This is a genomic window from Yonghaparkia sp. Root332 (assembly GCF_001425665.1).
In the GTDB taxonomy this organism is placed as follows: domain Bacteria; phylum Actinomycetota; class Actinomycetes; order Actinomycetales; family Microbacteriaceae; genus Microcella.
The window spans coordinates 396,683-423,173 of sequence record NZ_LMCX01000001.1 but is presented as its reverse complement, the minus strand read 5'-3'; the positions used below and the strand labels follow the sequence as shown (position 1 = coordinate 423,173).

At 72.8% G+C, this 26,491-nt stretch carries 28 protein-coding genes and 3 tRNA genes; 19 read left to right on the top strand and 12 right to left on the bottom strand.

What is annotated here, in order from left to right; all coding sequences use genetic code 11:
- Positions 1–101 precede the first annotated feature (101 nt).
- Genes cysK through ASC54_RS01995 form a run of 4 tightly spaced genes read left to right on the top strand, consistent with a single transcriptional unit; the run spans position 102 to position 4,463 of the window.
- On the top strand, positions 102–1,037 hold the full coding sequence (gene cysK, locus ASC54_RS02010; protein WP_055896368.1) for a cysteine synthase A: 936 nt from the start codon (positions 102–104) through the stop codon (positions 1,035–1,037).
- Positions 1,038–1,604 (top strand): serine O-acetyltransferase EpsC, encoded by a 567-nt coding sequence (gene epsC / locus ASC54_RS02005; protein WP_055857964.1) that lies wholly within the window; start codon positions 1,038–1,040, stop codon positions 1,602–1,604. It begins immediately after the preceding gene.
- A complete protein-coding gene (gene recQ / locus ASC54_RS02000) occupies positions 1,489–3,693 on the top strand; it encodes a DNA helicase RecQ (protein WP_082514789.1) in 2,205 nt (734 codons plus the stop codon). The genes epsC and recQ overlap by 116 nt, the downstream gene beginning before the upstream one ends.
- 59 nt (positions 3,694–3,752) lie before the next feature.
- A complete protein-coding gene (locus ASC54_RS01995; RefSeq protein WP_055857966.1) occupies positions 3,753–4,463 on the top strand; it encodes a 1-acyl-sn-glycerol-3-phosphate acyltransferase in 711 nt (236 codons plus the stop codon).
- Here ASC54_RS01995 and ASC54_RS01990 read toward each other — a convergent pair.
- Together ASC54_RS01990 and ASC54_RS01985 are read right to left on the bottom strand one after the other, a co-directional pair.
- Entirely contained in the window at positions 4,460–6,109 is a 1,650-nt protein-coding gene (locus tag ASC54_RS01990; protein WP_156376696.1) for a DHA2 family efflux MFS transporter permease subunit, read from the bottom strand. The genes ASC54_RS01995 and ASC54_RS01990 overlap by 4 nt on opposite strands.
- 94 nt (positions 6,110–6,203) lie before the next feature.
- Entirely contained in the window at positions 6,204–6,584 is a 381-nt protein-coding gene (locus ASC54_RS01985; protein ID WP_055896361.1) for a co-chaperone YbbN, read from the bottom strand.
- A 260-nt stretch (positions 6,585–6,844) separates the two neighbouring features.
- On the opposite strand from ASC54_RS01985, the gene ASC54_RS01980 reads away from it, so the two are divergent.
- Positions 6,845–8,995, top strand: coding sequence for an acyl-CoA dehydrogenase (locus tag ASC54_RS01980; protein ID WP_055857971.1), 2,151 nt, complete (start codon positions 6,845–6,847; stop codon positions 8,993–8,995).
- On the opposite strand, the gene ASC54_RS12950 is transcribed toward ASC54_RS01980, so the two are convergent.
- Positions 8,996–9,142 (bottom strand): hypothetical protein, encoded by a 147-nt coding sequence (locus ASC54_RS12950; RefSeq protein ID WP_162242482.1) that lies wholly within the window; start codon positions 9,140–9,142, stop codon positions 8,996–8,998.
- Positions 9,143–9,237: 95 nt separating this feature from the next.
- Between ASC54_RS12950 and ASC54_RS01975 the strand changes: the two genes are divergently transcribed.
- A complete protein-coding gene (locus ASC54_RS01975; RefSeq protein WP_055857973.1) occupies positions 9,238–9,966 on the top strand; it encodes a dienelactone hydrolase family protein in 729 nt (242 codons plus the stop codon).
- A 6-nt stretch (positions 9,967–9,972) separates the two neighbouring features.
- On the opposite strand, the gene ASC54_RS01970 is transcribed toward ASC54_RS01975, so the two are convergent.
- The 7 genes from ASC54_RS01970 to ASC54_RS01940 all read right to left on the bottom strand — a co-directional run bounded on the left by ASC54_RS01970 (position 9,973) and on the right by ASC54_RS01940 (position 12,846).
- On the bottom strand, positions 9,973–10,239 hold the full coding sequence (locus ASC54_RS01970; protein ID WP_055857975.1) for a glutaredoxin domain-containing protein: 267 nt from the start codon (positions 10,237–10,239) through the stop codon (positions 9,973–9,975).
- Between the two features lie 89 nt (positions 10,240–10,328).
- A complete protein-coding gene (locus ASC54_RS01965) occupies positions 10,329–11,141 on the bottom strand; it encodes a DUF554 domain-containing protein (RefSeq protein WP_200932258.1) in 813 nt (270 codons plus the stop codon).
- 53 nt (positions 11,142–11,194) lie between these two features.
- Entirely contained in the window at positions 11,195–11,581 is a 387-nt protein-coding gene (locus tag ASC54_RS12530; RefSeq protein WP_082514787.1) for a DUF2510 domain-containing protein, read from the bottom strand.
- A gap of 161 nt (positions 11,582–11,742) precedes the next feature.
- Positions 11,743–12,180 carry an iron chaperone gene (locus tag ASC54_RS01955; protein ID WP_055857977.1) on the bottom strand — a complete coding sequence of 146 codons (438 nt, stop codon included), beginning with the start codon at positions 12,178–12,180 and terminating at the stop codon, positions 11,743–11,745.
- 320 nt (positions 12,181–12,500) lie between these two features.
- Positions 12,501–12,576, bottom strand: a tRNA-Phe gene (locus ASC54_RS01950).
- An 89-nt stretch (positions 12,577–12,665) separates the two neighbouring features.
- A tRNA-Asp gene (locus ASC54_RS01945) sits at positions 12,666–12,742 on the bottom strand.
- 28 nt (positions 12,743–12,770) lie between these two features.
- Positions 12,771–12,846, bottom strand: a tRNA-Glu gene (locus tag ASC54_RS01940).
- 288 nt (positions 12,847–13,134) lie between these two features.
- Here ASC54_RS01940 and ASC54_RS13245 point away from each other — a divergent pair.
- The 4 genes from ASC54_RS13245 to ASC54_RS01920 are packed head-to-tail and all read left to right on the top strand — an operon-like array spanning position 13,135 to position 18,075.
- Positions 13,135–14,484 (top strand): M23 family metallopeptidase, encoded by a 1,350-nt coding sequence (locus ASC54_RS13245; RefSeq protein WP_156376695.1) that lies wholly within the window; start codon positions 13,135–13,137, stop codon positions 14,482–14,484.
- 9 nt (positions 14,485–14,493) lie between these two features.
- Positions 14,494–15,918, top strand: a complete 1,425-nt coding sequence (locus ASC54_RS01930) for an NlpC/P60 family protein (RefSeq protein WP_055896358.1) — start codon at positions 14,494–14,496, stop codon at positions 15,916–15,918.
- Positions 15,919–15,958: 40 nt separating this feature from the next.
- On the top strand, positions 15,959–16,936 hold the full coding sequence (locus tag ASC54_RS01925; protein ID WP_055857981.1) for a hypothetical protein: 978 nt from the start codon (positions 15,959–15,961) through the stop codon (positions 16,934–16,936).
- Positions 16,933–18,075 carry a glycerate kinase gene (locus ASC54_RS01920; protein WP_055897874.1) on the top strand — a complete coding sequence of 381 codons (1,143 nt, stop codon included), beginning with the start codon at positions 16,933–16,935 and terminating at the stop codon, positions 18,073–18,075. The genes ASC54_RS01925 and ASC54_RS01920 overlap by 4 nt, the downstream gene beginning before the upstream one ends.
- Before the next feature lie 18 nt (positions 18,076–18,093).
- Here the strand turns inward: ASC54_RS01920 and ppa are convergent, their stop codons facing one another.
- Complete coding sequence (gene ppa / locus ASC54_RS01915; RefSeq protein WP_055857983.1) at positions 18,094–18,585, bottom strand: inorganic diphosphatase; 492 nt, start codon at positions 18,583–18,585, stop codon at positions 18,094–18,096.
- Positions 18,586–18,653: 68 nt separating this feature from the next.
- On the opposite strand from ppa, the gene tilS reads away from it, so the two are divergent.
- Genes tilS through ASC54_RS01900 form a run of 3 tightly spaced genes read left to right on the top strand, consistent with a single transcriptional unit; the run spans position 18,654 to position 20,690 of the window.
- Entirely contained in the window at positions 18,654–19,691 is a 1,038-nt protein-coding gene (gene tilS / locus ASC54_RS01910) for a tRNA lysidine(34) synthetase TilS (protein WP_055896355.1), read from the top strand.
- Positions 19,692–19,709: 18 nt separating this feature from the next.
- Positions 19,710–20,261, top strand: coding sequence for a hypoxanthine phosphoribosyltransferase (gene hpt, locus ASC54_RS01905; RefSeq protein ID WP_055857987.1), 552 nt, complete (start codon positions 19,710–19,712; stop codon positions 20,259–20,261).
- A gap of 18 nt (positions 20,262–20,279) precedes the next feature.
- A complete protein-coding gene (locus tag ASC54_RS01900) occupies positions 20,280–20,690 on the top strand; it encodes an NUDIX domain-containing protein (RefSeq protein WP_162242481.1) in 411 nt (136 codons plus the stop codon).
- A gap of 72 nt (positions 20,691–20,762) precedes the next feature.
- Here the strand turns inward: ASC54_RS01900 and ASC54_RS01895 are convergent, their stop codons facing one another.
- Positions 20,763–21,539, bottom strand: coding sequence for a flavodoxin family protein (locus tag ASC54_RS01895; RefSeq protein WP_055896349.1), 777 nt, complete (start codon positions 21,537–21,539; stop codon positions 20,763–20,765).
- A gap of 155 nt (positions 21,540–21,694) precedes the next feature.
- Here ASC54_RS01895 and ftsH point away from each other — a divergent pair, with 155 nt between their 5' ends.
- Genes ftsH through ASC54_RS01865 form a run of 6 tightly spaced genes read left to right on the top strand, consistent with a single transcriptional unit; the run spans position 21,695 to position 26,465 of the window.
- The gene (gene ftsH / locus ASC54_RS01890; RefSeq protein ID WP_055857993.1) at positions 21,695–23,716 is read left to right on the top strand and encodes an ATP-dependent zinc metalloprotease FtsH; all 2,022 of its coding nucleotides are present in this window, start codon (positions 21,695–21,697) and stop codon (positions 23,714–23,716) included.
- 5 nt (positions 23,717–23,721) lie between these two features.
- Positions 23,722–24,306: a GTP cyclohydrolase I FolE gene (gene folE, locus ASC54_RS01885; protein ID WP_055896345.1), complete on the top strand. Its 585-nt coding sequence runs from the start codon at positions 23,722–23,724 to the stop codon at positions 24,304–24,306.
- Positions 24,303–25,151 carry a dihydropteroate synthase gene (gene folP, locus ASC54_RS01880; protein WP_055896342.1) on the top strand — a complete coding sequence of 283 codons (849 nt, stop codon included), beginning with the start codon at positions 24,303–24,305 and terminating at the stop codon, positions 25,149–25,151. Before folE ends, folP begins: the two co-directional genes overlap by 4 nt.
- Positions 25,148–25,510 carry a dihydroneopterin aldolase gene (folB, locus tag ASC54_RS01875; RefSeq protein ID WP_055896339.1) on the top strand — a complete coding sequence of 121 codons (363 nt, stop codon included), beginning with the start codon at positions 25,148–25,150 and terminating at the stop codon, positions 25,508–25,510. Before folP ends, folB begins: the two co-directional genes overlap by 4 nt.
- The gene (gene folK / locus ASC54_RS01870; protein ID WP_055896337.1) at positions 25,507–26,004 is read left to right on the top strand and encodes a 2-amino-4-hydroxy-6-hydroxymethyldihydropteridine diphosphokinase; all 498 of its coding nucleotides are present in this window, start codon (positions 25,507–25,509) and stop codon (positions 26,002–26,004) included. The genes folB and folK overlap by 4 nt, the downstream gene beginning before the upstream one ends.
- Complete coding sequence (locus ASC54_RS01865; RefSeq protein ID WP_055858001.1) at positions 26,001–26,465, top strand: DUF3180 family protein; 465 nt, start codon at positions 26,001–26,003, stop codon at positions 26,463–26,465. Before folK ends, ASC54_RS01865 begins: the two co-directional genes overlap by 4 nt.
- Positions 26,466–26,491 lie beyond the last annotated feature (26 nt).

Here is a 26,491-nt window from a genome sequence, read left to right as displayed (position 1 = left end):
GCGAGCGCGCCCCGTCAGGGGCGCTCGAGGCTCGCGCGCTCTACGCTGAGAGGCGACCGGCGACGGCTCGCCCACCACGACTTCCCCCAGAGGAGAACGCCATGGCCCGCATCTACTCCGACATCACGAAGGTGTTCGGCAACACCCCCCTCGTGCAGCTCAACGCGATCACGAACGGCGCCGGCGCCACGGTGCTCGCGAAGCTCGAGTTCTTCAACCCGTCCTCGAGCGTGAAGGACCGCCTGGGCGTCGCGATCGTCGACGCCGCCGAGGCGAGCGGCGAGCTGACGGCGGGCGGCACCCTGGTCGAGGCGACGAGCGGCAACACCGGCATCGCGCTCGCGATGGTCGGCGCGGCGCGCGGCTACGACGTCGTGCTCACGATGCCCGAGACGATGAGCGAGGAGCGCAAGATGCTCCTCAAGGCCTACGGCGCCGAGCTCGTCCTGACCCCCGGGTCCGAGGGCATGAAGGGCGCCGTCTCCCGCGCCGAGCAGATCGTCGCCGAGCGCCCGGGCGCCATCCTCGCCCGCCAGTTCGAGAACGAGGCGAACGCCGCCATCCACCGCGCGACCACCGGCCCCGAAGTCTGGAGCGACACCGACGGCGCGGTCGACATCTTCGTCTCGGGCATCGGCACGGGCGGCACGCTGACCGGCACGGGCCAGTACCTGAAGGAGCAGAAGCCCGGCATCCAGGTCGTCGGCGTCGAGCCGGAGGAGAGCCCCATCCTCACCGGCGGCGCGCCCGGCCCGCACAAGATCGCCGGCATCGGCGCCAACTTCGTCCCCGGCGTGCTCGACCGCGAGGTCTACGACGAGATCATGGACGTCAATATCGGCCAGGCGATCTCGATGGCCCGTCGCGCGGCGACGGAGGAGGGCATCCTCGCGGGCATCTCGTCCGGCGCGACCCTGCACGCCGCCGTCGAGCTCGCGAAGCGTCCCGAGAACGCCGGCAAGACGATCGTCGTGATCGTGGCCAGCTACGGCGAGCGCTACCTTTCGAGCGTCCTGTACGAAGACCTCCGCGCCTAGATGGGCGTTCGCGAGGACATCGCCACGGCCCGCCTGCGCGACCCCGCCGCGCGATCGGGCATCGAGGTCTTCCTCACGTCGGCGGGGCTGCACGCGATCTGGTGGCACCGCATCGCGCACTGGCTCTGGACGCACGACGCCAAGCTCCTCGGTCGCATGGTCGCGCAGGGCGCGCGCTGGTGGACGGGCATCGAGATCCACCCCGGCGCCACGATCGGCCGGCGCTTCTTCATCGACCACGGCATGGGCGTCGTGATCGGCGAGACGGCCGAGATCGGCGACGACGTGATGCTGTACCACGGCGTCACGCTCGGCGGGCGCACCCTCGAGAGGGGCAAGCGGCACCCCACGGTCGGCGACGGCGTGCTCATCGGCGCGAACGCCACCGTGCTCGGCCCCATCACGATCGGATCGGGCTCGCAGATCGGCGCGCTCGCGCTCGTGACGAGGGATGTCCCGCCCGACTCGGTCGCGACCGGCATCCCCGCGACCTCCCGCCCTCTCGATCGCACCGCGCGCGGCACGGGGGCCGACGGCTTCTGGGTCGACCCGGCCATCCACATCTAGACCGCTCTCCCCCGATCGCTCGGCGGCGGCCGGCGTCGTCGGAGGCGACGACTACCCTGGACCGGTGACGACGACCGCGACCCGACCTGACAGCCGCAGCCCGGGCGCGAGCACCCCGCAGGCGATCCTGGAATCGGTCTTCGGCTACCCGGCCTTCCGCGGCGACCAGCAGCAGATCATCGACCACGTCGTCTCCGGCGGCGACGCGCTCGTGCTCATGCCCACCGGTGGCGGCAAGTCGCTCTGCTACCAGATCCCCGCGCTCGTGCGCGGGGGCGTCGGCGTCGTGATCTCGCCGCTCATCGCCCTCATGAAGGACCAGGTGGATGCCCTCGAGGCGGTCGGCGTGCGCGCCGCGTTCCTCAACTCCATCCAGGGGCCCGACGAGCGGCGCGAGGTCGAGCGGGCTCTCGCCGCAGGCGAGGTCGACCTGCTGTACATGGCGCCCGAGCGCGTGACCGTGCCCTCGACGGGCGACCTCCTCGACCGCCTGAACGTCTCGCTCTTCGCGATCGACGAGGCCCACTGCGTCTCGCAGTGGGGGCACGACTTCCGCCCCGACTACCTCGCGCTGTCGATGCTGCACGAGCGCTGGCCGAGCGTGCCCCGCATCGCGCTCACGGCGACGGCGACGGCGGCGACGGCGACGGAGATCCAGCAGCGCCTGCAGCTCGAGCAGGCGCGCACGTTCGTCTCGAGCTTCGACCGCCCGAACATCCAGTACCGCATCGAGCCGAAGAACCAGCCGGTGCAGCAGCTGCTGCAGCTCATCAGGACGGAGCACCCGGGCGACGCGGGCATCGTGTACTGCCTGTCGCGGGCATCCGTCGAGAAGACCGCGGCGGCGCTCGTCGACCACGGCATCCCCGCACTGCCCTACCACGCGGGCCTCGACGCCCGGACGCGCTCCGACCACCAGTCGCGCTTCCTCCGGGAGGACGGCATCGTCATGGTCGCGACGATCGCGTTCGGCATGGGCATCGACAAGCCCGACGTTCGCTTCGTCGCCCACCTCGACCTGCCCAAGAGCGTCGAGGGGTACTACCAGGAGACCGGCCGCGCCGGCCGCGACGGGCTGCCCTCGACCGCGTGGCTCGCCTACGGCCTGCAGGACGTCGTTCAGCAGCGCCAGATGATCGACCGCTCGGAGGGCAACCCCGCCTACAAGCGGCGGATGGGCCAGCTGCTCGACGCGATGCTCGCGCTGTGCGAGACGGTCGAGTGCCGGCGCGTGCAGCTGCTGGCGTACTTCGGCCAGCAGTCCGCACCCTGCGGCAACTGCGACACGTGCCTCGCGCCGCCCGAGAGCTTCGACGGCACCGTGCCGGCCCAGAAGCTGCTCTCCACGATCGTGCGGCTCGACCGCGAGCGCCGCCAGCGCTACGGCGCCGGCCAGCTCATCGACATCCTTCTCGGCAAGCGCACGCCGCGCGTCGAGCAGCTCGGGCACGGCGACCTCGCGACGTTCGGCATCGGCACCGAGCTGAGCGAGCAGGAGTGGCGCGGCGTCGTGCGGCAGCTGCTCGCCCAGGGACTGCTCGCCGTGCACGGCGACGGGTACGGCACGCTCGTGATCACGGAGGCGAGCGCCGAGGTGCTCACCGGCGGTCGCGTCGTCCGTCTGCGCCGCGAGGTCGCACGTCCGACGCGCTCGTCGAAGCGCAGCGCCCCCTCCGACCTCCCGGCAGGCGCGGCGCCGCTCTTCGAGCGCCTGCGCGCCTGGCGGGGTGCGACCGCCCGCGCCCTCAACGCCCCGGCGTACATCGTGTTCGGCGACGCGACGCTGCGCGGCATCGCCCTCACGACCCCTTCGACGCTCGACGAGCTCGGGCAGATCAGCGGCGTCGGCGCGAAGAAGCTCGACCAGTTCGGCGAGGCCGTGCTCGCCATCGTCCGCGGCGAGGAGCCCGCCGCTCTCGATCCCGCGGGGTCCTCCGCGTCCGGCGCCCCCGCTGAGCCGATGACGGATGCTCCCCTCCGGTCGCGCGCCGCCCCGACCCGCACCGCTCGCGCCGACTACTCCGAGATCCCGTTCGACGAGATGCCGCCCGACGACGAGTTCTTCCCGCCGCCGCCTGATGACCACTGACCCGACCGCCCGCGACTCGCATGCCCACGGCGGAATGTGCCGCCTGCCAGGATGACCCGGTGCTGACCCTGCTCGCCCGACTCGTGCTCACGCCGATCGCGCGTCTCGTCTTCCGGCCCGTCGTCATCGGTCGTCGGCGGATGCCGAGCAGTGGCGGAGTCGTCGTCGCGAGCAACCACCTGTCCTTCATCGACAGCGTCGTCATCAGCCTGCTCGCCCAGCGACCGGTGAGCTTCCTCGCGAAGTCCGACTACTTCACCGGTCGTGGGCTGAAGGGCGCCCTCTCGCGGGCCTTCTTCACCGGAGTCGGGGCGATCCCGGTCGAGCGCGGAGCGGGCAAGGCCGCGCAGGACGCCCTCGATGCCGGGCTCGCCCGCCTTCAGGCCGGCCAGCCGTTCTCGATCTACCCGGAGGGCACGCGCTCGCGCGACGGCCGCCTCTACCGCGGCAAGACCGGCGTCGCCTGGCTCGCCCTGACCGCCGGCGTCCCGGTCGTCCCCGTCGCGCTGCGGGGGACGCAGGATCTCCAGCCGGTGGGCTCGAGGCGCATCCGGCTCGCGCGCATCCGGGTCGAGTTCGGCGACCCGATCGATGTGAGCGGATTCGGCCCCGCGAGCTCCGGGCGCGCCCGCCGACAGGCGACCGACGCGATCATGGCCGAGATCCAGCGCATGTCGGGCCAGGAGTACGCGGGCGTCTACAACGAGCCGCCCGCGCACGGGGTCGTCGAGAAGGTGCGGCGGGCGTTCCGCTCGCGGGCCGAGCTCTAGCCCTCGGCCGGGCGGGGCTCCCCGACGCGCGGCTCCGAAGCACCCTGCTCCGCAGCACCCGGCTCCTCCCGGCGGCCGGCGCTCGCGCCGCCGCCCGACCCCGTGAGTCGCAGCGTCGCGAGGAGCCCGATCGCGAGGAAGCCCGCCGCGGCGAACGCCGAGTACCGTGTCGCGTCGCTGAAGGCCTGCCGTGCTTCCATCGCCACCTGCGCCGACTGCGCGTCGAGAGCGGGGATCGCCGCCCCGGCGCTGTCGACGACGACCTGGACGATCTCGTCGCGCGCGGCGGTCGGCAGACCGTCGGCCTCGAGCCGCGTGTCGAGGGCGCCGCCGAGGGACGTGAAGAGCACGGTCCCGAGCACGGCGATGCCGAGCGCGGAGCCGAGCTGCCGGGCCGTGGACTGCGTGCCCGAAGCCTGCCCGCTCGCGGCGACCGGGACATCCTGCAGCACGACGCCCGTGAGCTGCGCGGTCGCGAGACCGACGCCCATGCCGTAGACCAGCAGGCCGACCGCGATCGCCCACCAGGGCGTATCGACCGCGATGACGAGCCCTATGACGATGAGTCCGGCGATCTCGAGCGCGATGCCGACGCGCACGATCGAGACCGCCGCGACCTTCCCGCTCAGCGATCCGCCCGCGCCGCTCGCGAGGAAGGACCCGCCGGCGAGCGCGAGCAGGACGGTGCCGGTCTGCAGCGCGTCGTACCCGAGCACGTTCTGCAGCCACAGCGGCAGCGACAGGATGATGCCGAACTCGCCCATCGAGACGATGAGCGCGGCGATGTTGCCGTTTCGGAAGGAGGGGATCCGGAGCAGGCCGAACGCGAGCATGGTCGACCTGCCCTCCCGCTCGCGGCGGAGGCCCCAGGCGACGAAGGCGGCGCCGGCGATGACGGCGAGGGCGAACGCGAACGGGATGGGGCTGACGTCCAGCGGCCACTCCCAGTCGCCGAGTACGAGCCCCTCCTCCGTGAACCACCAGCCGTAGGTGCGGCCCTCGATGAGTCCGAACACGAGCGATCCGCTCGCGACGATCGAGAGCAGGGCGCCGACGACGTCGATGGCGGGCGGATGCTCGGCGCGCGTCGCCGGCACGAACAGCATGAGCCCCACGAGGATGAGAAGGCCGAGCGGAACGTTGATGCCGAACGCCCACCGCCACGAGTAGTCGGTCGTGAGCCAGCCGCCCAGCAGCGGCCCGACGGCGGCCATTCCGCCGATCGTGGAGCCCCACACGGCGAACGCGATGCCCCGTTCGCGGCCCTGGAAGGTCGCGTTGAGGGTCGACAGCGTCGATGGAAGGATCATCGCCCCGCCGACTCCCTGCACGACGCGCGCCATGATGAGCGTCGAGCCGGAGTCGGCGAACGCCGCCCAGACGGAGGCGAGCGCGAAGATGACCACGCCGATGACGAGCATCCTGCGCCGGCCGAATCGGTCGCCGAGCGTGCCGAAGACGAGCAGCAGGGCGGCGAAGACGAGCGTGTAGCTCTCCTGCACCCACTGCACCTCGGTCGAGGTGATGCCGAGCTCGTCGACGATCGACGGCACGGCGACGTTGACGATCGTCGAGTCGACGATGATGAGCGAGACGGCCAGGCTGATGACGAAGAGGCCGATCCAGCGGGTGCGCGGTGAGGTCACCGGCACACGCTACTCCCGGGAGGCCGCGATTCCGCCGTGACCGGCGCCCGCAGTTCCGGGCGCCGCTCGTCCGGCGATGTCGGGATGCGCAGGGCTACTGACCGCGCCCGGCCTCGGCCTGCGCGGCGGCCACCTTCGCGCGCACATCGTCCATGTCGAGCCCCTTCACGGCGGTGATGACCTGCTCGAGCGCGGGGCCCGGCAGGGCGCCCGGCTGGGCGAAGACGAGGATGCCGTCGCGGAAGGCCATGAGGGTCGGGATGGAGCGGATGTTCGCCGCGGAGGCGAGAGCCTGCTCGGCCTCGGTGTCGACCTTGCCGAAGGTCACGTCGGGGTGCTGCTCGCTCGCCCTGTCGTAGACGGGGGCGAACTGGCGGCACGGGCCGCACCACTCCGCCCAGAAGTCGACGAGGGTGATCCCGGGGGCCGTCACGGTCTGCTCGAAGTCGGCCGAGGTCAGGTCTACGGTTGCCATGCGTCCATCGTGCCACAGATCCGCGGATACCCCCAGGGGTATCAGCGCACGGCGAACGGCCGTGGGGAGTCCACCATGGCGGCGCTCAGGAACCCGCGGATTCCTACAACGCGTGCCGCGAGCATCCGTCGACCCTTCGTGCGTCGCGCACCACGATCGCCCGGTGCCGCGCTCGCGCTCCTACTGTCGCAGTCGGGAACGCTCGCCGCCGCCCGCGGTCGAGCCTCGCCCTTCTTCCGGCTCCACACGATGGGACAGAGATGACTCCGCTCGCCGACTCCACGACCGCCAGCACCGCCGCTCCCACCCCCGCGCCCGCCGAGGCGGCAGGCCCTGCTGCCGCTGCCGCCGCCGACCTCCCCGCCTCGCCCGCCGCCCCCGAGACCGACGCCATCGCCGTCGACGTCGAGAGCCTCGGCCGCCAGCTGCTCGGCTCGTGGGCCGAGGCCCGCCTCCACGCCCGCGAGCTCATGGCCCGCCCCGAGTTCCACCGCGACCCCGAGCTGGGCAAGGACGCCCATCGCGAGCGCGTGCTCGGCCAGCTGCACCTGCTCGTCGAAGCGGGCTCCGTGCACCGGGCCTTCCCGAAGTCGGTCGGCGGCCAGGAGGACCACGGCGGCAACATCGCGAGCTTCGAGGAGCTCGTGCTCGGAGACCCGAGCATGCAGATCAAGTCCGGCGTGCAGTGGGGCCTCTTCGCCGCGGCGATCCAGCATCTCGGCACGGAGGCGCACCACGTCGCCCTCCTCCCCGACGCCCTCAGCCTGGCCGTCCCCGGAGCCTTCGCGATGACGGAGACCGGGCACGGCTCCGACGTCTCGGCCGTCGGCACGACCGCGACCTTCGACCCCGCGACCGACGAGTGGGTCATCCACACGCCCTTCCGCGCCGCCTGGAAGGACTACCTCGGCAACGCCGCCATCCACGCCAGGGCCGCCGTGGTCTTCGCCCAGCTCATCACGCGCGGCGTGAACCACGGCGTGCACGCCATCTACGTGCCGATCCGCGACGAGAAGGGCGACTTCCTCCCCGGCATCGGCGGCGAGGACGACGGGCTCAAGGGCGGGCTCAACGGCATCGACAACGGTCGCCTGCACTTCACGAACGTCCGAGTGCCCCGCACGAACCTGCTCAACCGCTACGGCGACGTCGACGCCCAGGGCGTCTACACCTCGCCGATCGCGAGCCCCGGCCGCCGCTTCTTCACGATGCTCGGCACTCTCGTGCAGGGTCGCGTCTCGCTCGACGGCGCGTCTGTCGTCGCGAGCAAGCTCGCCCTCACGATCGCGCTGCGCTACGGCAGCGAGCGTCGCCAGTTCACGGCCGACACCGACGACGAGGTCGTCCTGCTCGACTACCAGCGCCACCAGCGCCGCCTGCTGCCGCGTCTCGCCCAGACCTATGCGATGTCGTTCGCGCACGAGGTCTTCCTCGCCAAGTTCGACGCCGTCTTCTCGGGCGCCGACGACACCGACGAGTCGCGGCAGGATCTCGAGACCCTCGCCGCCGCGCTCAAGCCGCTCAGCACCTGGAGCGCGCTCGACATCATCCAGGAGGCGCGCGAGGCCTGCGGCGGGCAGGGGTTCCTCGCCGAGAACCGGCTCGTGCAGCTCCGCGCCGACCTCGACGTGTACGCCACCTTCGAGGGCGACAACAACGTCCTCCTCCAGCTCGTCGCCAAGCGCCTGCTGACCGACTACTCCCGCAAGTTCGCCAAGGCCGACGCCGGCGCGCTCGCCGCGTACATGGTCGAGCAGGTCGGTGAGGCCGCGGTGCACCGCTCGGGCCTGCGTCGCCTCGCCCAGTCGGTCGTCGACTTCGGCTCTACCGCGCGCTCGGTCGGCTACGTCCGCGGCAGCGCGGCGCAGCGCCAGCTGCTGACCGATCGCGTCGAGACGATGGTCGCCGAGTTGGCCGGCCGGCTGCGCTCGGCATCCAAGCTGCCGAAGGCCGAGGCCGCGGCGCTCTTCAACCGCCACCAGAACGAGCTCATCGAGGCGGCCCGCGCGCACGGCGAGCTCCTCCAGTGGGAGGCCTTCACCGACGCGCTCGACGAGGTCGTCGACCCCGGCACGAAGCAGGTCCTCACCTGGCTCCGCGATCTGTTCGGCTTCACCCTGATCGAGAAGAACCTCGCCTGGTACCTGATCCACGGCCGCCTCTCGGGGCAGCGCGCGCAGGCCATCACCGAGTACATCGACGGCCGCCTGCTGCCGCGCCTGCGCCCGCACGCCCTCTCGCTCACCGAGGCGTTCGGTCTCCGCGACGAGCACATCCGGGCCGAGATCGCGACCGGCGTCGAGCGCGAGCGCCAGGAGGAGGCGCGCACCTACCTCGCCGATCAGCGGGCGCGCGGGCTCGCGCCGATCGACGAGAAGGATCTCGTCGCGGCGAAGGGCGTGCGTCGCTAGCTAGTTCTTCGCGGCGCGGGAGACCGCGTCGTGGTTCTGCTGGCGGTCGCTCGCGGCCTTCTTGTCGGCCTTGGCGACGCGCTTCTCCTTGAGCGTCTTCGAGGCCGCGGTCTTGCCCGAGCTCTTGCGCACTGACTTCTCACCCATGATGTCTCTCCATTCGAGAGCCGAGGCGACCCTGTCGGGCTGAGCGTACGCCCCTTTCGGCCGGGGCGCCCGGGCGCCCGGGCTAGCATCCGAGCATGACCCTCACCGACGTCGTCATCCCGCAGCCCGGCGATCCGCGCGGGGGTGAGCTGCGCGGCCTGCTCGGGGTCCCCGACCGCCCCGGCCCCTTCCCCGCTCTCGTGGTCGTGCACGAGGTGTTCGGCGTCGACGACGCGATGCGCGACCACCTCGAGCGCCTCGTCGGGCTCGGGTACCTCGTGCTCATGCCCGACCTGTTCAGCCGAGGAGGCCGCCGCCGCTGCCTCGTCGCGACCTTCCGCGCGCTGCGCGCGGGAACCGGACCGGCCTTCGACGACATCGCCGCGGCCCGCGCGCTGCTGCTCGCCCGGCCCGACGCGCGCGGCACGGTCGGCGTCATCGGCTTCTGCATGGGTGGCGGCTTCGCGCTGCTTCTCGCCGGCTCCGGCGCGTACGACGCCGCCTCCGTCAACTACGGGATGCTCCCGCCCGACCTCGACGACGTGCTCGACGGCGCGTGCCCGATCGTCGGCTCCTTCGGCGGGCGCGACCGCACGCTGCCCGGCGCGGCCGAGCGACTGGAGACGGCTCTCGCCGCGCGCGGCATCGACCACGACGTGGTCGAGTACCCCGGCGCGGGTCACGCCTTCCTCAACGCGCGGCCGGCGGGGCCGCGGCTGATGCGCGTGCTCATGGGCCCGACGATGGGGCTGGGGCCGCGACCGGTGGAGGCGGAGGACGCGTGGCAGCGCATCCACCGCTTCTTCCAGCGGCAGCTGGCCTGACGGGAGCTAGACGCTCAGCTTCTCGCGCACCGCGTCGTCGCTCGGCTCGACGAGGTGCGAGCCGTCGGGGAAGACGACGACGGGGATGTTCATGCGCCCGCTGATCGCCTGCGCCTGCGCGGCGGCCTCGGCTGACTGCTCGACGTCGATCTTGGTCCACTCGACGCCGAGGTCGTTGAGCAGGGCCTCGGTGCGGCGGCAGTCGCGGCACCAGTCGGCGCCGTACATGGTGATGCCGCCGTCGACGGGGGTGAGGGAGGTGGTGTCGGTCATGCCTTCAGCCAACCACGGGCGGCCCGGAAGTCTTCCCGACGCGGCCGCGCGCGATCACGCCCGCTCCGCTCAGTCCCGCCCCGCCCCGCTCAGCCGGCGATGCCGAGGGACTGGATGCCGACCACGAGCAGGGGAGCGACGACGAGCGCGGGCAGCATGTCGCCGACGGCGATGTGGCGCAGGTTGAGCAGGCGGATCCCCACGCCGAGCAGCAGCACGCCGCCCGTCGCGGTGAGCGCCGCGATCGCCGCGCCCGACATGACCGAGCCGAGCAGGAACGCGAGCGCCGTCAGGAGCCCCTGCCAGATCCCGACGGGCAGGGCCGAGGCCGCGACGCCCCAGCCGAGCGAGGCCGCGAACGCGATCGACGCGAACCCGTCGAGGGTCGCCTTGAGGGCGAGCTGGTCGATGCCCTGACCCGTGCCGTCCTGGAAGGCGCCGAGGATCGCGAGGGGGCCGATCGCGAACACGAGCGACGCGTCCACGAACCCGGTGATGAAGCGCTCGCGGGGCGAGAGCACGAGCGGAGCATCCACGATCGCGGGGTCGATCGGTCCGGCGACGGATGCTCCGCTCGCGCCCTTCCGCGTGAAGCGCGACTGCAGCCACCCGCCGAAGCCCTCGAGGCGGCTCTCGATGCCCGCGAGGGATCCGATGATGCTGCCGATGAGCAGGGCGCCGATCACGACGAGGAAGGTGCCGCCCGCGCCGACCGCGTCGACGAACGCGGCGTCGGACAGCGAGACGAGGTTGAGGCCGCCGAGCACGATCGTGATGAGGCCGAGGGCGTCGGTGACGACGCGCGTCGTGCGCTCCTTCAGGCGGTGGCCGATGAGGACGCCGAGGGCCGCGCCGACGACGATTGTCGTGACGTTGAGCAGGGTGCCGAGGCCGACGATCACGTCATCAGGCTATTCGGCCGCGAATGTGCCGCGTGACGCGGCCGGGGCGATCGCTAGACGAGCTTCTCGAACACCAGGGTCGCCTGGATGCGGTCGCCGCCGCCCATCCCCTTGCTCCCGGACGACGCGGTGGTGATCGTATGCAGACGATAGCCGAGCGCGGCCTGGCGGTTGATGGCGCCCTCGAGCTCGGTGAGATTGCCCGACCCGGAGCCGAAGAGCTTCTCCTTGAGCACGACCTGGAGAACCACGTAGCTCATCCCGGTCGGCGCGGGGCGCGGCTGGGCTCCGGAGACGGCGTCGGCCCTGATCTGCTCGATGAGGGCGCCCGGGCCGTTCGCGGGCTGCGGGTCCTGGTACTGATCCGTCCACTGCTGGCCATCCCACCACCGCTGACGTCCGGCCCCGTCGTCGTACCAGCCTGCCGCTGCCTGGGTCATCGCCTCATCCTCCGAGTCGGGCCGTCGTCGTGCCGGGTGCGCCCGACAGTACCGATGATCGCTCATGGAAGAGGACACGCGCCGCGCCGCGCCGCGCCGCGATCGACGCGCGATGCCGAGGAGGACGGGCGATGCCGTGCTCGATTCCGTCCAGCGGCGGTTCAGCGGCCGACGGCGCGCTCCACGAGCTCGGTGATGCGCTTCTCCTCCGCGGGCCCGATCGCCGTGATCGCGAACACCGTCGGCCACATGCTGCCGTCGTCGAGCCGGGCGGGGTCGTTGAAGCCGAGCTCGCCGTAGCGGGCGTCGAACTTGCCCGCCGCCTTGAAGAAGCACACGACCTTGCCCTCGAGCGCGTACGCCGGCATGCCGTACCAGGTGCGCGGCGCCAGTTGCGGGGCCGCTGCGGTGACGAGCTCGTGTACGCGCGCCGCGATCGCGCGGTCGCCCTCGTCGAGCTTCGCGATCGCGTCGAGGACGTCCTGCAGCTCGGCGGCCGCCCTCGCCGCACCCTTCTCGCGCTTCGCCTCGGCGCGCAGCTCCGCCGCGCGCTCCTTCATCGCGGCGCGCTCGTCGGCGCTGAATCCGTCGTTCGCCATGGGGTCCTCCTCGACGTCTGGATGCCCGCCCGCGTGAGCGCGCGGCCCCAGAGTACGCGCGCGGCGGTGGGTGCGCGCGGCCGATCCCCGAGGGAACCGAGCGGCCTGGCCCATGCGCAGCGCAGGAGGAACTGCGCCTCGACGGCTGGCGCCGCGCGCAGGTTCGCGGAGTGCGACGACAGGTTCCTGAGTTGCGCACCGTGCGCACCTTGCGCAGGTTGCGCCCGCTGCGCCCGTTGCGCCGAGCGGCGCTCGCGAAGCGCAGGACTCGAGAACGACGAAACCCCCGCACGCGGCGGGGGTTCCTGGCGGTGATGCCGTGGTGGCTCCGACGGGCGTCGATCCCGTGACCTCACGATTTTCAGTCGTGCGCTCTACCAACTGAGCTACAGAGCCGTGGGGCGTTGCCGCCCACTGCGCCTTCCGGCACCGGAGCTTTCGCTCCTGACGGAACAAGCCCCCTCCGAGGGGAGGGCTCGTCGCCGTGGCGACCCTGACGGGACTTGAACCCGCGACCTCCGCCGTGACAGGGCGGCACGCTAACCAACTGCGCTACAGGGCCATGCGTATTGAATTGTACTGCTGCGGTCTGGTGACCCCAACGGGATTCGAACCCGTGCTGCCGCCGTGAAAGGGCGGTGTCCTAGGCCACTAAACGATGGGGCCGAAGCGGCGCGAGCCGTACAGCAACCGAGGCACGAGCATACCCGCCGTCCGCGCGAAACACCAAACCGGCCGGGATGCGCGGCGCGGGCCGGTTCGCCGACCGTCCGCACCGCCTCCCGGGCGTGCGGGCGACCCCGGGTTACGGTGCCCGGAACGACGGGAGTGCGCGATTCGCACACTCCCCTGTTCGGGTGCCTCGCGTTCGAGTGCATCCGTTGTTAGTGTTAACGATGGTGCGCGTGTGATTGTTGCGACATAACGCGTTGCACCGGATGGGGAATCACGCACATGCGCGAGCACGCACGCTGGGGGAGCGGAATGGGCCGGAGCACGACGACGAGCGCGACCGCGCCTCGCCGCGCCCGCTGGACGACGCTCATCGCCGGCATCGCCGCGGCACTCCTCCTCGTGACCACGGGCGTGGCGAGCGCCGAGCGGCCCGCCTTCGCCGCGAGCTACCCCTCCTTCGACGACGTCCTCGAGGCGCGGAAGAACGTCGCCACCGCCAAGCAGAAGGCCGACGAGCTCCGCGCGCTGCTCGTGCAGCTGGCCGAGGCCGCGGCCGCCGCGCAGGCCGAGTCCGAGCGCCTCGGCGCCCTCTACGAGGAGGCCCAGCTGGCCTTCGACGAGGCCTCCTTCCAGGCCGACGAGCTCCAGCGCAAGTCCGACGAGGCGGCCGCGAAGGCTGAGGAGTCGCGACTGCGCGCCGGCCAGTTCGTCGCCGAGCTCTCGCGCGCCGGCGGCGCCGACCTCTCCGCGTCGCTCTTCACCAACCCCGACCAGGCCGAGAGCCTGCTCTCACGCCTGGGCTACGCGAGCAAGATCTCCGAGCAGGCCGAGGGCATCTACGCCGCGGCGATGCGCGACCAGCAGGCCGCCCAGTCGTTCGCCGATCAGGCCGTCGTCGCCAAGCAGAAGCGCGAGGAACTGAGGATCGCCGCCGAGGCCGCCTTCCAGCAGGCCCAGGAGGCCGCCGCCGCCGCGGCCGCCGCCCTCGCCGAGCAGGAGGCGAACAAGTCGCGGCTCGAGCTCCAGATAAAGGTCCTCGAGGAGGACCTCGTCATCACGGAGGCCCAGTACCAGGAGGGCGAGCGCAAGAAGCGCGAGGAGGAGGCCCGTCGCAAGGCGGCCGAGGAGGCCCGTCTCGCGGAGGAGCGCCGTCGCGCCGCCGAGGCCGCGGCCAACGCCGGCAACGGCGGCGGGGGAGGCGGGGGCGGTGTCGCCGCGAGCGGCTGGACCCGACCCGCGTACGGCTGGGTGTCCTCGCCCTACGGCTACCGCATCCACCCCATCTACGGCACCTACCGCCTCCACACCGGAACGGACATCGCGGCCAGCTGCGGCCAGCCGATCGCGGCCGCCGCGAGCGGCACCGTCGTGTACGCCGGCCCGAACGGCACCTACGGCAACTTCGTGATGATCAGCCACGGCAACGGCCTCACGACCGGATACGCGCACATCCTCAACGGGGGCATCCGCGTCAGCAACGGCCAGCAGGTCTCGGCCGGGCAGACCATCGCCGCGGTCGGCAGCACCGGCGCGTCCAACGGCTGCCACCTCCACTTCGAGGTCCGCACCGGCGGCACCGCGATCGACCCCGTCCCCTTCATGGCGGCGCGAGGGGTCAGTCTTGGCTAGGCGGCGCTGATGCGGCGCCCCGAGCGCCTGGCCATCGGAGCCGCCGCACTCGCGGCGGTTCTGACGCTTGGGCTCGGGGTCACCTCCTCGCAGGCCGCGCCGACCGACGCCCCCACGTGGGACGAGGTGCAGGATGCGCGCGGCGACGTCGCCGCGACCGAGGCCGCGATCGAGCGCATCGCCGACGTGGTGCGACGCCTCGAGGCCGACTACGCGGTCGCCGCCCGCGCCGCCCAGCAGAGCGCGGAGGACTACGCCCTCGCGATCGTCGCCCTCGACGACGCCGCGGCCACGGTCGAGTCGCTCGAGCGCCGCGAGGCCGCAGCGGGTGAGCGGGCCGACGAGTCCGCGCAGCGCGCCGGGATCCTCGCCACCCAGCTCCTGAGGGCCGGGCACGGCGACATCACGACGAGCCTGCTCGTGGGCGGCGACGCCGACAGCCTGCTCTACCGCCTGGGAACGATGACGAAGCTCGGCGAGCACTCCGCCTCGCTCATGGCACTCGCGACGCACGACCGGAACGTCGCGAGCTCGCTCGCCGAGCAGGCGGATGCCGCCCGCGCCGTGCTCGAGGCCCGCTCCGTCGACGCGCAGTCGGCCTTCGATCGCGCGGTCGAGCTCGTCGCCGTGGCCGAGCAGCGCGTGGCCGAGCAGTCCGCCGCCATGGACGAGCTCGCGCAGCAGCTCTCCGTGCTCACCGGCCGCTCCGCCGACATCGAGCGCGCCTACCTCGAGGCGATCGCGGCCGAGCCGCCCGCGGGCAGCCCGGCAGCTCCGACCGAGCCCGCGCCCGCGCCGCCGGTGCCGTCGGCGCCGGCACCGTCCGGTGCGCCGGCTCCGACCCCGCAGCCGGGAACGTCGACGCCCAGCGCGCCCGCGCCGAGCATCCCCGCCCCGGTGCCCAGCCCGACCGCCTCGTCGCCCGCGCCCGCCCCGTCACCGACGGCGACGCGGCCACCCGCGCCCGCGCCGGCGGAGACGACGGCGCCCGCGCCGCCGCCCGCAGCGCCCGCGGGGCCCGCTCCCGTCTACGCGACGCCGAACGCGGCGGCCGTCTCGACGGCCATCGCCTTCGCGCGCCAGCAGCTCGGCGAGCCCTACGCGTTCGCCGGCCGCGGCCCCGACTCCTGGGACTGCTCGGGCCTCACGATGCAGTCGTACGCCGCGGCGGGAGTCTCGATCGGCGGCCACGGCGCGACGATGCAGTACCGCTACGCGGAGGAGCGGGGCCGGCTCGTCCCGTACGCCCTGCGTCAGCCGGGCGACCTCATCTTCTACGCGTCGGGCGGGTCGACGACGGGCTCGAAGTACCACGTCGCGCTCTACATCGGGGGCAACCGCATGATCGAGGCGCCGTCGCCGGGCAAGACCGTGCGCGAGTGGCCGGTCTACACCTACGACCTCGTGCCGTACGTCGCGCGCCCCACCGGGTAGGGGCGTTCCGCGCGTCGGGGGTCGTCGCTAGGCTCCGGGCATGCCGACCGACGCCGCTCTGCTGACCTGGATGCTCGACTCCGACCCGAGCCTCCGGTGGCAGGTCGAGCGCGACCTGGTCGGCGAGCCGCCCGCCGTCTGGGAGGCGACGCGGGCGCGCATCGCGACCGAGGGCATGGGCGCTGCGCTGCTCGCGCACCAGGGCGAGGACGGCCAGTGGGCCGGCGGCGCGTACTTCCCCGCCGACTTCGACTTCGACGGCCCCGAGGCCGCGGACGGCGCCGGCCAGCCGTGGACGGCGACGACGTGGAGCCTCTCGACCCTGCGCGACTGGGGACTCGACCCCGCCGTTCTCGCCGGCACCGCCGAGAAGCTCGCGGCCAGCGCCCGCTGGGAGTACGACGATCTGCCGTACTGGGGCGGCGAGGTCGACGCGTGCATCAACGGCTGGACCCTCGCCAACGGCGCCTGGCTCGGCGTCGACATGGGTCAGCTCGCCGACTGGTTCGCCGAGCACGAGATGGCGGAGGGCGGCTGGAACTGCGAGTGGGTCGAGGGCTCGACGCGCGCCTCGGTGCACTCGACGATCAACGCGCTCACGAGCATCCTCGACTGGGAGGCGCGCACGGGCGACACCCGCCTGCGCGACGCGCGCCACCGCGCGGAGGGGTACCTGCTGCGGCGGCGCATCCTCTTCCGCGAGACGACGGGCGAGCCGCTCGGCGACTGGGTGACGCGCATCGCCTACCCCTTCCGCTGGCGGCACACGGCTCTGCGCGCGATCGACTACTTCCGCGCCGCGTCGCTGCACGACGGCACGGCGCCCGACCCGCGGCTCGCCGAAGCCGTCGACTCGGTGCGTGCGGCCCGGCAGCCCGACGGCTCGTGGCTGCAGGAGCGCCGCTACCCCGGGCGGGTCTGGTTCGAGATCGACGTGCCCGTCGGCGAGCGCTCCCCTTGGCTGACGTTCTTCAGCACGCGCGCGCTCGCCTGGTGGGACGCCGCCGTGCCCGCGTGACCGGACGCGAGCCCCTGCGCGTGCTCGTCGCGCCCGACGCGTTCAAGGGCAGCCTCTCGGCGCGCGATGCGGCCGACGCGATCGCCGCCGGGCTCGCCGACGCTCTCGGGGCGGGGGCGCGCATCGAGCGGCTCCCGCTGGCAGACGGGGGCGAGGGCACGCTGGATGCCCTGCTCGCCCTCGACGGGGCGACCGAGCACCGCACGCCGACGACCGACGCGCTCGGTCGCCCGAGGGTCGCGCGCTGGGCCCTGCTGCCCGACGGCACCGCCGTGGTGGAGGCGGCCGAGGCCAACGGCCTCCCGCTCGTGACCGACGTGGCGCTGCGCCCGCTCGAGGCGGACAGCGCCGGGGTCGGGCTCCTGCTGCGCGCGGCGCTCGACGCGAGGGCGGCGCGCGTGCTGCTCACCGTCGGCGGCTCGGCGACGACCGACGGCGGGGCGGGGCTGCTGCGCGCGCTCGGGGCGCGGTTCCTCGACGCGCACGGCGCGGAGCTCCCTCCCGGCGGCGGCGCCCTCGTCGACCTCGCGCGCGTCGAGCTCGACGCGCTTCACCCGGCCGCGAGAGCCGTGCCGTGGCGCGTGGCGTGCGACGTCGACACCCCGCTCACGGGGCCGGCGGGGGCGGCCGCGGTCTTCGGGCCGCAGAAGGGAGCCGACTCCGAGCAGGTCCGAATCCTCGACCGAGGGCTCGCGCGGCTCGCCGCGGCGCTCGACGGTGCGACGGGAGTGCAGGCCGCCCGCCTGCCCGGCGGCGGCGCCGCGGGAGGCATTCCGGCATCCCTGCACGCGGTTCTGGGTACCGAGCTCGTGCCCGGCGCGCGGCTCGTCGCCGACGCTCTCGGGCTCGAGGAGGCGCTCGCTCGGGCCGACGTCATCGTGACGGGCGAGGGCGCGCTCGATGCCTCCTCGCTGCGAGGCAAGGTCGTCGGGCACCTCGCCGAGCGGGCGCGGGCCGCGCGAGTGCCGCTCGTCGTCGTGGCCGGGTCGGTGCGGATCACGGCGGAGGAGCGCGACAGCGCCGGCATCGCCGATGCGGTCGCCCTCGACGAGGGAGGCGACCCGCTCGCGGAGCTCATGGCGCAGGCGGGCGCGCGCATCCGCGCCGCCGCGAGGGAGATGGGCGAGCGACTGCGCTGAGTGCGAGGGCGACGCGCGCTAGTGCGCGCCGGGCACGTAGGCCGCGAGGCCCGCCTGCACGATCGCCTCGGCCTCGGCGGCGTCGCCCCAGCCCTCGGTCGTGACCCACTTGCCGGGCTCGAGATCCTTGTAGTGCTCGAAGAAGTGCTCGATCTCCTTGCGCGTGAACTCGGGGATGTCGGTCACGTCCTGGATGTGCGCCCAGCGCGGGTCCTTCGCCGGCACGGCGATGACCTTCGCGTCGCTGCCGCCGTCGTCGGTCATGTTGAACACGCCGACGGGGCGCACCGAGACGCCGACGCCCGGGAAGAGCGGGTAGTCGAGCAGCACGAGCACGTCGACCGGGTCGCCGTCGAGGCCGAGCGTGTTCTCGAAGTAGCCGTAGTCGGTGGGGTAGACGAACGTCGTGTACAGCACGCGGTCGAGGAACACGCGACCGGTCTCGTGGTCGACCTCGTACTTGTTGCGGCTGCCCTTGGGGATCTCGATGACGGCGGCGTAGGCACTCATGAACGCTCCAGACGGGAGGGGAAGATTGACGGCCCCGGACGCGCCGGAGGCGGCTCTAATCTTAGTGGATGCCCCCCGAGCGGCCCGCAGACAGCCCCCGGCGCCCGCGCCTCACGCCCGCGATCGCCGACGCGCGCCGCGCCGTGCGCGAGCACGTCGCCGACCTGGCGGCGGGCGACCTGCTGCTCGTCGCCCTCAGTGGAGGCCCCGACTCGCTCGCGCTCGCCGCGGCCGTCGCGTTCGAGGCGCCGCGGGCCGGCCTGCGCGCCGGCGCGGTGATCGTCGACCACGGTCTGCAGCCGGGCTCGGCGGAGGTGGCCGAGCGGGCGGCGGAGTCCGCTCGCGATCTGGGGCTCGATCCGGTGCTCGTGCGACGCGTCGACGTGGGGGCCGCGGGCGGCCCCGAGGCGGCGGCGCGCGCGGCCCGGTACGGCGCGCTGGACGCCGCGGCGGCCGAGCTCGGCGCTGCGGCCGTGCTGCTCGGGCACACGATGGACGATCAGGCCGAGACCGTGCTGCTCGGACTCGCGCGCGGCAGCGGCACGGCGAGCGTCGCGGGCATGGCCGCGCAGGCGGGCCTCTACCGGCGGCCGCTGCTCGGGCTGCGCCGGGCCGTGCTCGCGCAGGCGTGCGTCGACGCGGGCCTCGCGCCGTGGCACGACCCCCACAACGGCGACGACCGGTTCGCGCGCGTGCGGGTGCGGCGCAGCATCCTGCCGATGCTCGAATCGGAGCTCGATGCGGGCGCGACGGAGGCGCTCGCCCGCACCGCGGAGATCGCGCGGGAGGACTCCGAGGCGCTCGACCGGATGGTCGACGAGGTCGCCGAGGAGCTCGTCGAGCTCGAGGAGGCGGGCTGCTCGCTCCCCGTCGACTGGCTCGCCGCGAACCCGGCCGCGCTGCGGAACCGGCTGATCCGGCTCGTCGCGCGCGTCGAGTTCGGGGCCGCCCTCAGCCGGGCGCAGACGCTCGAGGTCGCGCGCCTCGTCACCGACTGGCACGGGCAGAAAGCGGTGCACCTGCCCGGCATTAGGGTGGAACGCACCGCGGGCCGCATCGTCTTCACGGCGGCGCCCGAGCCCGCGCCTTCGCCCGCCGACAGCTGACATGCGACTGGGAGACCGATGGACGTCGAGGACATCCGCGCCGATCTGACCGAGGTGCTCATCACCGAGGAGGAGATCCACGCCAAGCTCGCCGAGCTCGCGCGCCGGGTCGAGGCCGACTACGCCGACACGACGCCGCTCCTCGTGGGAGTGCTCAAGGGCGCGGTCATGGTCATGGCCGACTTCGCGCGCGAGCTGCAGATCCACATCGACATGGACTGGATGGCCGTCTCGAGCTACGGCGCCGGCACCGAGTCGAGCGGCGTCGTCCGCATCCTCAAGGATCTCGACACCGACATCGCCGGCCGCGACGTGCTCATCGTCGAGGACATCATCGACTCTGGGCTCACGCTCTCGTGGCTGCTGCAGAACCTGCAGTCGCGCGGCGCGAAGAGCGTGAAGATCCTCGCCCTGCTGCGCAAGCCCGAGTCGATCAAGGTCGAGGTCGACGTCGAGTACGTCGGCTTCGACATCCCGCCCGCGTTCGTCGTCGGCTACGGCCTCGATTTCGCCGAGCGTTACCGCAACCTGCGCGCCATCGGCGTGCTCGCGCCGCACGTCTACGAGTAGGGCCGCGGCTCAATGCCGATGAGCGAGTACGTCGCGGGGATGCGCGACCTCATCGGTCACCGGATGATGCTTCTTCCCGCAGTATCTGCGATCGCGGTCGATGGTGATGGTCGCGTGCTCCTGGGCCTTCACGCCGATACCGGCCGGTGGAGCACCATCGGCGGAGCGATCGACCCTGATGAGTCGCCCCTCGCCGCGGTCGCGCGCGAGGTCGCGGAGGAGCTCGGTGTCGGGATCGCAAGCGCAGAGATGCTCGGGGCCTATGGCGGCCCACGGCATCGGGCACGTCAACCGAACGGCGACGGGTCCGCGTTCGTGACGATCGCCTATCTCGTGAGGCTCGACGGCCGCCCAGCCGTGCGGTCCGCCGCGGCATGGCTGGTGCGCAACTCAGGAATCTCCGACAACTCGCACGTGCTGACCCCCTGAAACACGAGGGGAGAAAGCGCCGAAGCCGTCACCATTCCTGAGTGACGCACCTGCCCGGCGGGGACCCACGCGCTAGTCGTGCTCGGGGTTGGCCGTCTGCTGCGGCTCGGCCTCGGGCTGCGTCGCGGGCGGCGCCGCGTCGAAGCCGAAGCGCTCGCCGTCCTCCCACGCGCCCGGCCGGTTGCCGCCGACCGGGAAGCCGCCCGCATCCTTCAGCAGTCGCGCGACATGCAGCAGGTTGTAGGTCGCGAACGTCGTGTTCCGGTTCGTGAAGTCGCTCTCGGGCCCGCCCGAGTCGTCGTCGAGATAGCTCGGGCCGGGGCCGACCGGGCCGATCCAGCCGGCGTCCGCCCCCGGGGGGATCGTGAAGCCGATGTGCTGCAGCGCGTACAGCAGCGAGGCGCCGACGTTCTTCACGCCGTCCTCGTTGCCCGTGACGATCACGCCGCCGACCTTGCCGTGGAACACGCTCAGTCCGTCCTCCCCGGTCTCGCTCGAGTGCGCGTAGAGGCGCTCGACGAGGCGGCGGGTCACGCTCGACTGCTCGCCCAGCCAGATGGGGCTGCCGATGATGAGGATGTCCGCCTCGGCGATGCGCGGCCACAGCGTCGGCCACGCATCGGTCGGCCATCCCTGCTCTCGCATGTCGGGCTGAACACCCGGCGCGACGTCGTGGTCGACGAGCCGGAAGGTGTCGACGGTCGCGCCATTGGTGCGCAGCAGCGCGATCGAGCGGTCGAGCAGGCCCTGCGTGTTGCTGAGCTCGGGGCTCCGCTTGAGTGTCGTGTTGACCACGACGACGCGGAGGTCTCGGAAGCGGTCGGGGTTCGGGACGGTGATCTCGGTCATGGGCTCCACCCGAGCACGGACCTCCTGGAAGGCGTAAGGGGTCTGCGCCGACCGCGAACAGATCAGCATCGCCCAAGAGGCGCCCGATACCGTTAACCGTTCCCCTCGCATCCCGAGTTCCGGACGAACGCTCGCAGAAAGGTGCGGCTCGCCTCATGGCCCGCAAGAAGTTCGATGCCAAGCGCATCGTCAAAGGCCCCTTCCTCTACATCCTCGCGGGTGCCATCGCGCTCTGGATCGGCTTCGGCCTGCTGAGCGGCGGCGGATTCCGCACGATCACGACGCAGGAGGGCCTCGCCCTCCTCGAGGGCGGGACGGTCGAGAAGGCCACGATCATCGACGGCGAGCAGCGCGTCGACCTCGAGCTCAGCGAGCCCGACGGCGACAACGGCGACCGCGTGCAGTTCCAGTACGTCACCCCGCGCGGCGAGGCGATCGTCGCTGCGATCGACGACGCGAACCTCGACGAGTTCGACGACCAGGTGCCGCAGACCAACTGGTTCGTGAGCCTGCTCGGCCTGCTCATTCCCTTCCTCATCATCGGCGTCATCTTCTGGTTCCTGCTGTCGAACCTGCAGGGCGGGGGCAGCCGCATCATGCAGTTCGGCAAGTCGCGCGCGAAGCTCGTGAGCAAGGAGAGCCCGCAGGTCACCTTCGAGGACGTCGCGGGCGCCGAGGAGGCGATCGAGGAGCTCCACGAGATCAAGGACTTCCTGAAGGACCCGACGCGCTTCCAGGCCGTCGGCGCGCGCATCCCCAAGGGTGTGCTGCTCTACGGCCCTCCCGGTACCGGCAAGACGCTCCTCGCGCGCGCCGTCGCGGGCGAGGCGGGCGTGCCGTTCTACTCGATCTCCGGCTCGGACTTCGTGGAGATGTTCGTCGGCGTCGGCGCGAGCCGCGTGCGCGACCTCTTCAAGGAGGCCAAGGAGAACGCTCCGGCCATCATCTTCGTCGACGAGATCGACGCCGTCGGTCGCCACCGCGGCGCCGGCATGGGTGGCGGGCACGACGAGCGCGAGCAGACGCTCAATCAGATGCTCGTCGAGATGGACGGCTTCGACCCCCAGACGAACGTCATCATGATCGCGGCGACCAACCGCCCCGACATCCTCGACCCCGCCCTGCTGCGCCCGGGCCGCTTCGACCGGCAGATCCAGGTCGACGCGCCCGACATGAAGGGCCGGGCGAAGATCCTCGGCGTGCACGCCAAGGGCAAGCCCATGGCCGACGACGTCGACCTCGAGGTGCTCGCGCGCAAGACGCCCGGCTTCACGGGCGCCGACCTCGCGAACGTGCTCAACGAGGCGGCCCTCCTCACCGCGCGCACGAACGGCGAGATCATCACCAACCGCAATCTCGACGAGGCCGTCGACCGCGTCATGGCCGGCCCCCAGCGCCGCAGCCGCGTCATGCGCGACCACGAGAAGCTCATCACCGCCTACCACGAGGGGGGCCACGCGCTCGCGGCGGCCGCGATGCGCCACACCGACCCGGTGACGAAGGTCACGATCCTCCCGCGCGGCCGGGCCCTCGGCTACACGATGGTGCTGCCGCTCGACGACAAGTACTCGGTCACGCGCAACGAGCTGCTCGACCAGCTCGCCTACGCGATGGGCGGCCGCGTCGCGGAGGAGATCGTCTTCCACGACCCGACCACGGGCGCGAGCAACGACATCGAGAAGGCGACGAGCATCGCCCGGAAGATGGTGACCGAGTACGGCATGAGCGCCGAGGTCGGCTCGATCAAGCTCGGCCAGTCGAGCGGCGAGGTCTTCCTCGGCCGCGACATGGGCCATCAGCGCGACTACTCCGAGCGCGTCGCCGAGCGCGTCGACGCCGAGGTGCGCGCGCTCATCGACCAGGCGCACACCGAGGCGTGGAACGTCATCAACGACAACCGCGACGTGCTCGACCGGCTCGCGACCGAGCTGCTCGAGAAGGAGACCCTCGACCACCTGCAGCTCGCCGAGATCTTCGCGGACGTCAAGAAGCTGCCCGAGCGCCCGCAGTGGCTCTCGAGCGACGACCGACCGCTGCCCGACCTGCCGCCCGTGCCGATGCCGGCGAAGGCGCCGATCGACAGCTCCGTGACCGACGGCGGCGTCGCGAGCGAGCACGCCGCGCCCGCGAGCGTCGCGCGCAGCGAGGCCGACCCGGGAACCGACCAGGCGAGCTGACGCGCATGGCGCCCATCGACATCCCCCGCATCGAGGCGGCGGTCGCCGAGATCCTCGCCGCCATCGGCGAGGACGTCGAGCGGTCCGGCCTCGCGACGACGCCGCAGCGCATCGCGAAGGCGTACGGAGACTTCTTCGCAGGCGTCGGCGTCGACCCCGTTCCCGAGCTGCAGGACGGCGCGGAGATGGCGACCGAGCCCGGCGAGCGCGGCGAGCTCGTGCTGCTGCGCGACATCGCCCTGCGCTCGATGTGCGAGCACCACCTGCTGCCGTTCACGGGCGTCGCGCACGTCGCGTACGTGCCGGCCGAGCGCATCATCGGGCTCGGGCGAATCCCGCGCCTGGTCGAGATCGTGTCGGCCCGCCCCCAGCTGCAGGAGCGCCTCGGCGAGGACGTCGCCGACGCGCTCGACCGCGCGATCGCCCCCGCCGGCGTGCTCGTCGTCATCGAGGCGCGGCACGGCTGCGTCGCCGCGCGCGGCGTGCGCTACGCCGAGTCGACCACCGTGACCGTCGCCTCGCGCGGAAGCCTCGCCGACCCCGTGCAGCGAGCCGAGGTCATGGCGCTCATCGGCCGGAGCGGCGCGTGAGCACCGCACCCGGGCCCGTGCGGCCCGAGGTGTGGGGCGTGCTCAACGTCACGCCCGACTCGTTCAGCGACGGCGGCCGCTACCTCGAGCCCGAGGCCGCGGTCGCGCAGGCCCGCCGGCTCGTCGACGACGGCGCCGACGTCATCGACGTCGGGGGCGAGTCGACCCGGCCCGGGGCCGAGCCCGTGTCCGCGATCGAGGAGACCGCCCGCGTGGTGCCGGTCGTGCGCGCGCTCGCCGCGGCGGGCATCCGCGTCTCGATCGACACCCTCAACGCGTCGACCGCGCGCGCGGCCGTCGAGGCCGGGGCGTCGATCGTCAACGACGTGAGCGGTGGCCTCGAAGACCCCGCCATGCTGTCGACGATAGCCGCGCTCGAGGTCGACTACGTCGCGATGCACTGGCGCGGCCGCAGCGATCGATGGGATGCCGTGAGCGACTACGCCGACATCGTCACCGAGGTGCGCGACGAGCTGCGATCGCGCGCCGACGCCGCGATTGCGGCGGGGATCGCGCCCGAGCGGCTCTGGCTCGACCCGGGGCTCGGATTCGCGAAGCGTGGTGCCGACAACTGGACGCTGCTGCACGGGCTGCCGGCGCTCGCCGAGCTCGGATTCCCGCTGCTCGTCGGGGCGTCGCGCAAGCGGTTCCTGGGCGCGCTGCTGCCCGAGGGCGCGAGCGTCGACGAGCGCGACCTGCCGACCGCCGTCGTGAGCGCCCTGTGCGCCGACGCCGGCGTGCGGGCCGTGCGCGTGCACAACGCCGCCGCGACGAGCCGAGCGCTCGCCGTGTGGGCGGCGTGGCGCGGCGTGCCCGCCCCGGTCACGGGAGGGGCCGCAGCATGAGCGACCGCATCATCCTCACCGGCCTGCGCGCGCAGGCCCACCACGGCGTCTACGAGCACGAGCGACGCGACGGCCAGCCCTTCGTCATCGACGTCGTCGCCCACCTCGACCTCGCGCGCGCCGCCGGCAGCGACGACGTCGCCGACACCGTGCACTACGGCGAGCTCGCCGTCGAGATTGTCGAGGCCGTCGAGCGCGACCCCGTCGACCTCATCGAGACCGTCGCCGAGCGCGTCGCCGCCGTCGTGCTCGCGCACCGCGCGGTCGAGCGCGTCGAGGTGACGGTGCACAAGCCCGAGGCGCCGATCCCGGTGCCGTTCGCCGACGTCGCCGTCGCGATCGAGCGGAGCCGCGCATGACCGCCCTCGCCGTCATCGCCCTGGGCTCGAACCTCGGCGACCGCGAGGCCACACTGGTGAGCGCCGTGGGTGCGCTCGGCGCGCTGCCCGAGTCGAGCATCCGCGCCGTGTCGTCGTGGCACGGCACCGTCGCGCTCACGGTCGACGGGCCCGACCCCGATAAGCCGGAGTACCTCAACGGCGTTGCGCTGCTCGACACGCGGCTCGATCCGTTCCAGCTGCTCGACGGGTTGCGCGCGATCGAGAACCTGCACGGCCGCGAGCGCGTCGAGCGCTGGGGAGACCGCACGCTCGACCTCGACCTCATCGCGTTCGGGGCGCTCGAGATCGACTCCCAGCAGCTGCAGGTGCCGCACCCCCGCGCCCACGAGCGCGACTTCGTGCTCGCCCCATGGCTCGAGGTGCAGCCGGATGCCGAGCTCGCCGGTCACGGACGCGTCGCCGACCTGCTGGCGGGCCTGCGATCGCGGGGCGAGGCCGGAGGTCGGGGATGAGCCGCTCGCGCCCCCTCCCGCTCGCGGTGCTCGCGCTCGTCGGGTTCGCTCTCGCGTTCGTCATCGACCTCTCGCTCGCGATGCGCGGACAGCCCGTGCTCGTTCCGCCGCCCTCGCTCGCCGTCGGGCTCGTGCTCATCGCCGCGCTGCTGATCGCCCTCGCCTGGCCGGTGCGCCGCGCCGCGAAGGGCGAGAAGCGCATCGACCCGTTCTACGCCACCCGCGTGGTCGTGCTCGCGAAGGCCAGCGCGCTCGCCGCGGCCCTGCTCGCGGGAGGCGCCGCAGGCATCCTCACCTATCTACTGTCGCGCGCGGTCGTGCCGATAGGCTCGACGCTGACCGCGACGGGCACGCTCGTCGCGGCGGTGATCCTCCTGATCGCCGCTCTCGTAGCGGAGCACTTCTGCAGCCTCCCGCCCGAGGACGACGAGTCGGAGGAGGCCGCCGCGGCATCGCCGTGAGCCGGCCGACGACCACCGGGGGAGAC

Excerpts from the sequence above, each read along its gene's own strand:
- folE (WP_055896345.1), top strand. The coding sequence starts at position 23,722 with ATGGCGCCCATCGACATCCCCCGCATCGAGGCGGCGGTCGCCGAGATC.
- ftsH (WP_055857993.1), top strand. The coding sequence starts at position 21,695 with ATGGCCCGCAAGAAGTTCGATGCCAAGCGCATCGTCAAAGGCCCCTTC.
- ASC54_RS01895 (WP_055896349.1), bottom strand. The coding sequence starts at position 21,539 with ATGACCGAGATCACCGTCCCGAACCCCGACCGCTTCCGAGACCTCCGC.
- ASC54_RS12530 (WP_082514787.1), bottom strand. The coding sequence starts at position 11,581 with ATGACCCAGGCAGCGGCAGGCTGGTACGACGACGGGGCCGGACGTCAG.
- tilS (WP_055896355.1), top strand. The coding sequence starts at position 18,654 with ATGCCCCCCGAGCGGCCCGCAGACAGCCCCCGGCGCCCGCGCCTCACG.
- recQ (WP_082514789.1), top strand. The coding sequence starts at position 1,489 with ATGTCCCGCCCGACTCGGTCGCGACCGGCATCCCCGCGACCTCCCGCC.
- ASC54_RS01865 (WP_055858001.1), top strand. The coding sequence starts at position 26,001 with ATGAGCCGCTCGCGCCCCCTCCCGCTCGCGGTGCTCGCGCTCGTCGGG.
- ppa (WP_055857983.1), bottom strand. The coding sequence starts at position 18,585 with ATGAGTGCCTACGCCGCCGTCATCGAGATCCCCAAGGGCAGCCGCAAC.
- epsC (WP_055857964.1), top strand. The coding sequence starts at position 1,038 with ATGGGCGTTCGCGAGGACATCGCCACGGCCCGCCTGCGCGACCCCGCC.
- ASC54_RS13245 (WP_156376695.1), top strand. The coding sequence starts at position 13,135 with ATGCGCGAGCACGCACGCTGGGGGAGCGGAATGGGCCGGAGCACGACG.
- ASC54_RS12950 (WP_162242482.1), bottom strand. The coding sequence starts at position 9,142 with ATGGGTGAGAAGTCAGTGCGCAAGAGCTCGGGCAAGACCGCGGCCTCG.
- cysK (WP_055896368.1), top strand. The coding sequence starts at position 102 with ATGGCCCGCATCTACTCCGACATCACGAAGGTGTTCGGCAACACCCCC.
- ASC54_RS01970 (WP_055857975.1), bottom strand. The coding sequence starts at position 10,239 with ATGACCGACACCACCTCCCTCACCCCCGTCGACGGCGGCATCACCATG.
- ASC54_RS01930 (WP_055896358.1), top strand. The coding sequence starts at position 14,494 with ATGCGGCGCCCCGAGCGCCTGGCCATCGGAGCCGCCGCACTCGCGGCG.
- ASC54_RS01925 (WP_055857981.1), top strand. The coding sequence starts at position 15,959 with ATGCCGACCGACGCCGCTCTGCTGACCTGGATGCTCGACTCCGACCCG.
- ASC54_RS01975 (WP_055857973.1), top strand. The coding sequence starts at position 9,238 with ATGACCCTCACCGACGTCGTCATCCCGCAGCCCGGCGATCCGCGCGGG.
- ASC54_RS01980 (WP_055857971.1), top strand. The coding sequence starts at position 6,845 with ATGACTCCGCTCGCCGACTCCACGACCGCCAGCACCGCCGCTCCCACC.
- hpt (WP_055857987.1), top strand. The coding sequence starts at position 19,710 with ATGGACGTCGAGGACATCCGCGCCGATCTGACCGAGGTGCTCATCACC.
- ASC54_RS01985 (WP_055896361.1), bottom strand. The coding sequence starts at position 6,584 with ATGGCAACCGTAGACCTGACCTCGGCCGACTTCGAGCAGACCGTGACG.
- ASC54_RS01900 (WP_162242481.1), top strand. The coding sequence starts at position 20,280 with ATGAGCGAGTACGTCGCGGGGATGCGCGACCTCATCGGTCACCGGATG.
- ASC54_RS01955 (WP_055857977.1), bottom strand. The coding sequence starts at position 12,180 with ATGGCGAACGACGGATTCAGCGCCGACGAGCGCGCCGCGATGAAGGAG.
- folB (WP_055896339.1), top strand. The coding sequence starts at position 25,148 with ATGAGCGACCGCATCATCCTCACCGGCCTGCGCGCGCAGGCCCACCAC.
- folK (WP_055896337.1), top strand. The coding sequence starts at position 25,507 with ATGACCGCCCTCGCCGTCATCGCCCTGGGCTCGAACCTCGGCGACCGC.